The sequence below is a fragment of the Streptomyces sp. CT34 genome (genome assembly GCF_000805335.1).
GTDB lineage: Bacteria > Actinomycetota > Actinomycetes > Streptomycetales > Streptomycetaceae > Streptomyces.
In genome coordinates, this window is sequence record NZ_KN708638.1 from 4,077,414 (window position 1) to 4,084,634 (window position 7,221).

Annotated in this window: 4 protein-coding genes and 1 riboswitch; of the genes, 3 read left to right on the forward strand and 1 reads right to left on the reverse strand. The window is 74.1% G+C overall.

Annotation, left to right across the window (positions count from 1 at the left end):
* Nucleotides 1-28 precede the first annotated feature (28 nt).
* The gene (gene cobN / locus RZ84_RS17840; RefSeq protein WP_043265130.1) at nucleotides 29-3,631 is read right to left on the reverse strand and encodes a cobaltochelatase subunit CobN; all 3,603 of its coding nucleotides are present in this window, start codon (nucleotides 3,629-3,631) and stop codon (nucleotides 29-31) included.
* 32 nt (nucleotides 3,632-3,663) lie between these two features.
* Nucleotides 3,664-3,816: riboswitch (cobalamin riboswitch) on the reverse strand.
* Between the two features lie 84 nt (nucleotides 3,817-3,900).
* On the opposite strand from cobN, the gene cobG reads away from it, so the two are divergent.
* The 3 genes from cobG to RZ84_RS41315 form a co-directional block, all read left to right on the forward strand.
* The gene (gene cobG, locus RZ84_RS17845) at nucleotides 3,901-5,553 is read left to right on the forward strand and encodes a precorrin-3B synthase (protein ID WP_043265131.1); all 1,653 of its coding nucleotides are present in this window, start codon (nucleotides 3,901-3,903) and stop codon (nucleotides 5,551-5,553) included.
* A complete protein-coding gene (locus tag RZ84_RS17850) occupies nucleotides 5,550-6,182 on the forward strand; it encodes a precorrin-8X methylmutase (protein ID WP_043265132.1) in 633 nt (210 codons plus the stop codon). The genes cobG and RZ84_RS17850 overlap by 4 nt, the downstream gene beginning before the upstream one ends.
* Nucleotides 6,183-6,298: 116 nt before the next feature.
* The coding region (locus tag RZ84_RS41315) for a precorrin-2 C(20)-methyltransferase (RefSeq protein ID WP_241778069.1) at nucleotides 6,299-7,221 on the forward strand (923 nt) is incomplete at its 3' end.

Sequence of the window (7,221 nt, forward strand, 5' to 3'; positions counted from 1 at the left end):
CACCGCCCCCGTCACGCCACTTCGCGCCTCAGTCCTCTGCCTCCAGCTCGCCCTCGGTCTCCAGGAAGGCATCCCGCAGGGCGGCCAGCGTCTCCGCGTCGGGCTTCTCCCACATACCGCGGGACTCGGCCTCCAGCAGGCGTTCGGCGATGCCGTGCAGCGCCCAGGGGTTGGCCTCCTGGAGGAAGGCGCGGTTCTCCGGGTCGAGGACATAGGTCTGGGCGAGCTTGTCGTACATCCAGTCGGCGACGACACCGGTCGTGGCGTCGTAGCCGAACAAGTAGTCCACGGTCGCGGCGAGTTCGAAGGCGCCCTTGTAGCCGTGGCGGCGCATCGCCTCGATCCAGCGGGGGTTGACGACCCGGGCGCGGAAGACCCGGGAGGTCTCCTCGACCAGCGTCCTGGTGCGGACCGTCTCGGGGCGGGTCGAGTCGCCGATGTACGCCTCGGGGGCCTTGCCCTTGAGCGCCTTGACCGTGGCGACCATGCCGCCGTGGTACTGGAAGTAGTCGTCGGAGTCGGCGATGTCGTGCTCGCGGGTGTCGGTGTTCTTGGCGGCCACCGCGATGCGCTTGTAGGCGGTCTCCATCTCGTCCCGGGCCGGGCGGCCTTCGAGCCCGCGGCCGTACGCGTAGCCGCCCCAGACCGTGTAGACCTCGGCCAGGTCGGCGTCGGTGCGCCAGTCGCGGGAGTCGATGAGCTGGAGCAGGCCCGCGCCGTACGTGCCCGGGCGGGAGCCGAAGATCCGGGTGGTGGCGCGGCGTTCGTCGCCGTGGACGGCCAGGTCGGCCTGGGCATGGGCCCGGACGACGTTGCGGTCGGCGGGCTCGTCGAGGCCGGCGGCGAGCCGTACCGCGTCGTCGAGCAGGCCGATGACGTGCGGGAACGCGTCCCGGAAGAAGCCGCTGATGCGGAGGGTGACGTCGATGCGGGGGCGGCCCAGCTCGTCGAGCGGGATGGCCTCCAGGCCGGTCACCCGGCGCGAGGCGTCGTCCCACACGGGGCGGACGCCGAGCAGCGCCAGCGCCTCCGCCACATCGTCCCCGGAGGTGCGCATCGCGCTGGTGCCCCACAGGGACAGGCCCACCGACTCCGGCCAGTCGCCGTTGTCGTCGCGGTAGCGGGCCAGCAGCGAGTCGGCGAGCGCCTGACCGGTCTCCCAGGCGAGGCGCGACGGCACGGCCTTGGGGTCGACGGAGTAGAAGTTGCGGCCCGTTGGGAGGACGTTGACCAGGCCGCGCAGCGGCGAGCCGGACGGACCGGCCGGCACGAAGCCGCCGTTGAGGGCGTGCACCGCGTGGTCGAGTTCGTCGGTGGTGGCGGCCAGCCGCGGAACGACCTGCCGGGCGGCGAAGTCGAGGATGTCGGCGACCCCGGCCGGATGCCCGTCGGCGACCCGCGCCACCGCGGCCGGGTCCCACTCCGCGTCCTCCATCGCCTGGACGAGCCCGCGGGCCACCGCCTCGGCGTCGTCGGCGGCGGTCCGGGTCGCGGCCGACTCGTCCAGGCCCAGCGCCTCGCGCAGTCCGGGCAGCGCCGAGGTGCCGCCCCAGATCTGCCGGGCGCGCAGGATGGCGAGGACGAGGTTGACCCGCGCCTCGCCGGTCGGCGCACCGCCCAGGACGTGCAGTCCGTCGCGGATCTGGGCGTCCTTGACCTCGCACAGCCAGCCGTCGACATGCAGCAGGAAGTCGTCGAAGCCGTCGTCGTCCGGGCGTTCGTCCAGGCCCAGGTCGTGGTCGAGCTTGGCGGCCTGGATCAGCGTCCAGATCTGCGCGCGGATGGCGGGCAGCTTGGCCGGGTCCATCGAGGAGATCGCGGCGTACTCGTCGAGCAGCTGCTCAAGGCGGGCGATGTCGCCGTAGGAGTCCGCGCGGGCCATCGGCGGGACGAGGTGGTCAACGAGGGTGGCGTGCACCCGGCGCTTGGCCTGGGTGCCCTCGCCCGGGTCGTTGACCAGGAAGGGGTAGACGAGCGGGAGGTCGCCGAGCGCCGCGTCCGGACCGCAGGCGGCGGAGAGTCCGGCGTTCTTGCCGGGCAGCCACTCCAGGTTGCCGTGCTTGCCCAGGTGCATCATCGCGTCGGCGCCGAAGCCGCCGTCCGCGGCGGGGGTGGCGATCCAGCGGTAGGCCGCCAAGTAGTGGTGCGAGGGCGGCAGATCGGGGTCGTGGTAGATCGCGATCGGGTTCTCACCGAAGCCGCGCGGCGGCTGGATGAGGATCAGCAGATTGCCACGGCGCAGGGCGGCGAGCACGATGTCGCCGTCGGGGTCACGGCTGCGGTCGACGAACATCTCGCCGGGCGGCGGGCCCCAGTGCTCCTCGACGGAGCCGCGGAGTTCTTCCGGAAGCGTCGCGTACCAGCGGCGGTAGTCGGCGGCCGGGATCCGGACCGGGTTGCGGGCCAGCTGCTCCTCGGTCAGCCACTCCTGGTCGTGGCCGCCGGCCTCGATGAGGGCGTAGATCAGCTCGTCGCCGTCGCCGGACGCGAGGCCGGGGACCGGCTCGCTGCCGAAGTCGTAGCCCTCGGCCTGGAGGCGGCGCAGCAGCTCGACGGCGCTGGCCGGGGTGTCCAGGCCGACCGCGTTGCCGATCCGGGAGTGCTTGGTGGGGTACGCGGACAGCACCAGCGCCAGGCGCTTCTCGGCGGCCGGGATGTGCCGCAGCCGGGCGTGCCGGACGGCGATCCCGGCGACCCGGGCGGCGCGTTCGGGGTCGGCGACGTACGCCGGGAGGCCGTCCTCGTCGATCTCCTTGAAGGAGAACGGCACGGTGATCAGCCGCCCGTCGAACTCGGGCACCGCGATCTGCGAGGCGGCATCGAGCGGGGACACCCCCTCGTCGTTCTCCTCCCAGGCGGCCCGCGACCCGGTCAGGCACAGCGCCTGGAGGATCGGCACGTCCAGGGCGGCCAGCGCGCCCGCGTCCCAGGACTCGTCGTCGCCGCCCGCCGACGCCTCCGCCGGCTTGGCGCCGCCGGCGGCCAGCACGGTGGTGACGATCGCGTCGGCCGCGCGCAGTTCCTCGATCAGCTCCGGCTCGGGGGCGCGCAGCGAGGCGACGAAGAGCGGCAGCGGACGACCGCCGGCCCGCTCGATGTGGTCGCACAGATCCCGTACGAAGGCGGTGTTGCCGCTCATGTGGTGGGCGCGGTAGTAGAGCACGGCGACCGTCGGGCCGCTGACGTCGCGCGCCGCGCGCTCCAGCGGGCCCCAGGAGGGCGCGGGCGCGGGCGGCTCGAAGCCGTGGCCGGTGAGCAGCACGGTGTCGCTGAGGAAGCGGGCCAGCTGCTCCAGGTTGGCCGGACCGCCGTGCGCGAGGTAGGCGTGCGCCTCGGCCGCGATGCCGACCGGGACGGTGGACGCCTCCATGAGCTGGGCGTCGGGGGCCTGTTCGCCGGTGAGGACGACGACCGGGCGGTGCTGGTCCGCGGCCAGCAGCAGGTCGAGCCCGTCCTGCCAGGCGCGGATGCCGCCGAGGAGACGGACGACGACGAGGTCGGTGCCGTCGAGGAGGCCGGGCAGCTCGGCGACGTCGAGTCGGGCCGGGTTGGCGAGCCGGTACGGCACGGGACCCGCGGCGGCACGGGCGCTGAGCAGGTCGGTGTCGGAGGTCGACAGCAGAAGGATCACGGCGCAGCCCTTCCTCGGGGTATCCGCGCCCCGGGTGGTCGTATGGACGGCGGGAGTTCCTGGCTCACCCGGCGGTGGCCGGGTTCACAGTGGCGGGACCGCGCCGGATTCTCACCGGGCTTCCTCCCTTGGCGCCGTCGCTGGCGTCCGGCGGGTCAGCCGACCCGCCGACCTGCATAGTAAGGGCTGCGTCCCGGCCGCGGGAGCGCGCCTCCGGGGGCGCTCGCCGGGGCCTTGCGCCCCCGGTTCCGGACCGGCCCGGCGTAGGTATGCTCGCCGCCATGCCGCCCTCCCCCGCACCGCCGCCCCACCGGGCCGAACCGCCCGTACGGGATCGCGGTGACGCCTGCCCGGGAGCCCTGCGACTGCACTCCGCCGCGGACGGACAGCTGGCCCGAGTCCGGCTGCCCGCAGGGGACTTGACGGTACGCCAGGCCACCGCGCTGGCGGACGCCGCCGAACGTCTCGGCGACGGCCACCTCTCGCTCACCTCCCGCGGCAACGCCGAACTCCGCGGACTGCCCGACGGCTGCGGCCGGCAGCTCGCGGAACTGCTCGCCGGCGCCGGTCTGCTCCCCTCCGTCCGCCATGAGCGGATCCGCAACATCGTGGCCTCGCCACTGGCGGGGCTGGGCCGGCGCACCCCGCCTGACGTGCGGTTGTGGGCTCGCGACCTGGACGCGCTGCTCTGCGCGAGCACGGCCGCGACGGGGCTTTCGGGCCGGTTTCTCTTCGTCCTCGACGACGGGCGGGGGGATGTGGCGGGGCTGGGCGGCGATGTGACCTTGATCGCAGAATCGGGAACCGCCGGATCGGGAACCGCCGGATCGGGAATCGCGGGTTCGGGCATCGCCGCACCGGGCGGGGCGGATGCCGCTTCCGGGCGCGGGGCGGATGCCACGTCCGGGTACGGGGCGCTGCTGCGGGTCGGCGACGATCCGGCGGCGCTGCGGATCGCCGGCGAGGACGTGCCGCGTGCCGCGCTCACCGCCGCCGAGACCTTTCTGACCGCCGCCGAGGCGAGCGGCAACGGCGCCTGGCGGATCCGCGAACTCCCCGCCGACCGCGCACTCACCGCCCGCGAGGTGGCCCGAGCCCTGCGGGCAGCGGGCATCGCCGCGGAGTACCGGGAACACGTGGAGTACCGGGAACACGCTGAAGGCGTGGACTACGTGACATACGCGGGATCTTCGGAAGGCGCAGCGGATGCCGCCGAGGCCCCCGGTCCGCGCACCGCCCCGCCGTACGCCGACTCCCGCGCCCCCGGCCTCGTCGATGGCGCCGACGGACGCCGGGCGCTTGCCGTCCTCGCGCCGCTGGGCCGGCTGACCGTCGCCCAGTGGCAGGCGCTGACCGGCATCGCCGCCGACGACGGCACGGGCGAACTGCGCCTCACCCCCTGGCGCGGGATCGTCCTTCCCGGCCTGCCGGCCGCGACCGCGCCACTGCGCCTCCGCGAACTCGCCGCCGCCGGGCTGATCACCGACCCGGCCTCCCCGTGGCACCGCCTCAGCGCCTGTACCGGCCGCCCCGGCTGCGCCAAGTCGCTGACGGATGTCCGCGCCGACGTGACAGCCGCCCTCGCCGAGGGTGCCGCCGGCCCCGCGGGAGGCGGCGACCTCCCCGTCCACTGGTCCGGCTGCGAACGCCGCTGCGGACACCCCCACGGAACCTGGGTCGATGTCGTCGCGACACCCGACGGCTACCGCACCGCCGTCATACGGCCCGAGGACCCGGCACCGTCCCCCGCTGTACGGGAATCGGCAGGGCTGGCGCCGGTTTCACGTGAAACAGCCCAACTGCCCGCCGTTTCACGGGACTCGGCCACACCGAACCCGGTTTCACGTGAAACGTCACCGGCACCGGATCCGTCCCACGCCACCCCCATCACCCCTCAACCCACCACCCCGAGGCCCCAGTGACCGCGTTCGAGTACGAAAAGGACGGGGCGGAGATCTACCGCCAGTCCTTCGCCACCATCCGCGCCGAGGCGGATCTCTCCGGGCTGCCCGCCGACGCCGGCCGGGTCGCGGTCCGGATGATCCACGCCTGCGGCATGGTCGACCTCGTACGCGATCTGGCGTTCAGTTCCGGGGTCGTGGCGCGTGCCCGTGCCGCACTGCACGCCGGTGCACCGATCCTCTGCGACGCCAACATGGTCGCCAGCGGCGTCACCCGCAAGCGGCTGCCCGCCGACAACGAGGTGCTCTGCACGCTCGCCGACCCGTCCGTGCCGGAGCTCGCCGCACGGATGCGGACGACGCGCAGCGCCGCCGCGCTCGAACTGTGGCGGGACCGGATGGAGGGCGCGGTGGTCGCCTTCGGCAACGCCCCCACCGCCCTCTTCCGGTTCCTCGAAATGATCGAGGAAGGGGCGCCCCGCCCCGCCGCCGTCATCGGTATACCCGTCGGCTTCATCGGCGCGGCCGAGTCCAAGGACGCGCTGATCGACCATCCGTCGAAGCTGGATCACATCGTGGTGCGCGGACGGCGCGGCGGCAGCGCCATGACCGCAGCCGCGATCAACGCCCTGGCAAGCGAGGAAGAGTGAGCGTGAGCGAGCAGCAGGCCCGCAACGGTGTGCCGGAGCAGCAGCCGGCGCGGCACCCGGAGCCATCCACCGGCCGTCTCTACGGCGTCGGCCTCGGCCCCGGCGACCCGTCGCTGATGACGGTACGGGCGGTGGAGGTCATCGCCCAGGCGGATGTGGTGGCGTATCACAGCGCCCGGCACGGACGCTCGATCGCGCGCTCCATCGCCGCGAAGCACATCCGCTCCGACCACATCGAGGAAGCGCTGGTCTACCCGGTCACCACCGAGTCGACCGACCACCCCGGCGGCTACCGGGGCGCGCTGGACGCGTTCTACGAGGTCGCGGCGGCCCGGCTCGCCGCCCACCTCGACGCCGGCCGCACCGTCGCCGTCATCTCCGAGGGCGATCCGCTCTTCTATGGCTCGTACCAGCACATGCACAAGCGGCTGGCCGACCGCTATCCGACCGAGGTCATCCCCGGCGTCACCTCCCTCAGCGCCGCCGCGGCCCGTCTGGGCACCCCGCTCGCCGAGGCCGACGAGGTGCTGACGATCCTCCCCGGCACGCTGCCGGAGGAAGAGCTGACGGCACGGCTGGCCGCCACCGACTCCGCCGTCGTCATGAAGCTCGGCCGCACCTTCCCGACCGTGCGCCGCGCCATGGCACGCTCCGGCCGGCTCGCAGAGGCCCGCTACGTCGAACGCGCCACCATGTCCGGTGAGCGCACCGACCGGCTCGCCGCCATCGACGCCGACACCGTCCCGTACTTCTCGGTCGCGGTGGTGCCCAGTCGGATCGCGGCCACCCAACCCCCGCCGGCCACCGAGCGCGGCGAGGTCGTCGTGGTGGGTACCGGTCCCGCCGGCCCGCTCTGGCTCACCCCCGAGTCCCGCGGCGCGCTGGCCGCCGCCGAGGACCTGGTCGGCTACACCACGTACCTGGACCGGGTGCCGGTCCGCCCCGGGCAGCGCCGCCACGGCTCCGACAACAAGGTCGAGTCCGAACGCGCCGAACTCGCCCTCGACCTGGCCCGCCGCGGCCGGCGGGGGGCCGGGGG

Coding starts and splice junctions, on each gene's coding strand:
- cobG (WP_043265131.1), top strand. CDS start 3,901: ATGCTCGCCGCCATGCCGCCCTCCCCCGCACCGCCGCCCCACCGGGCC.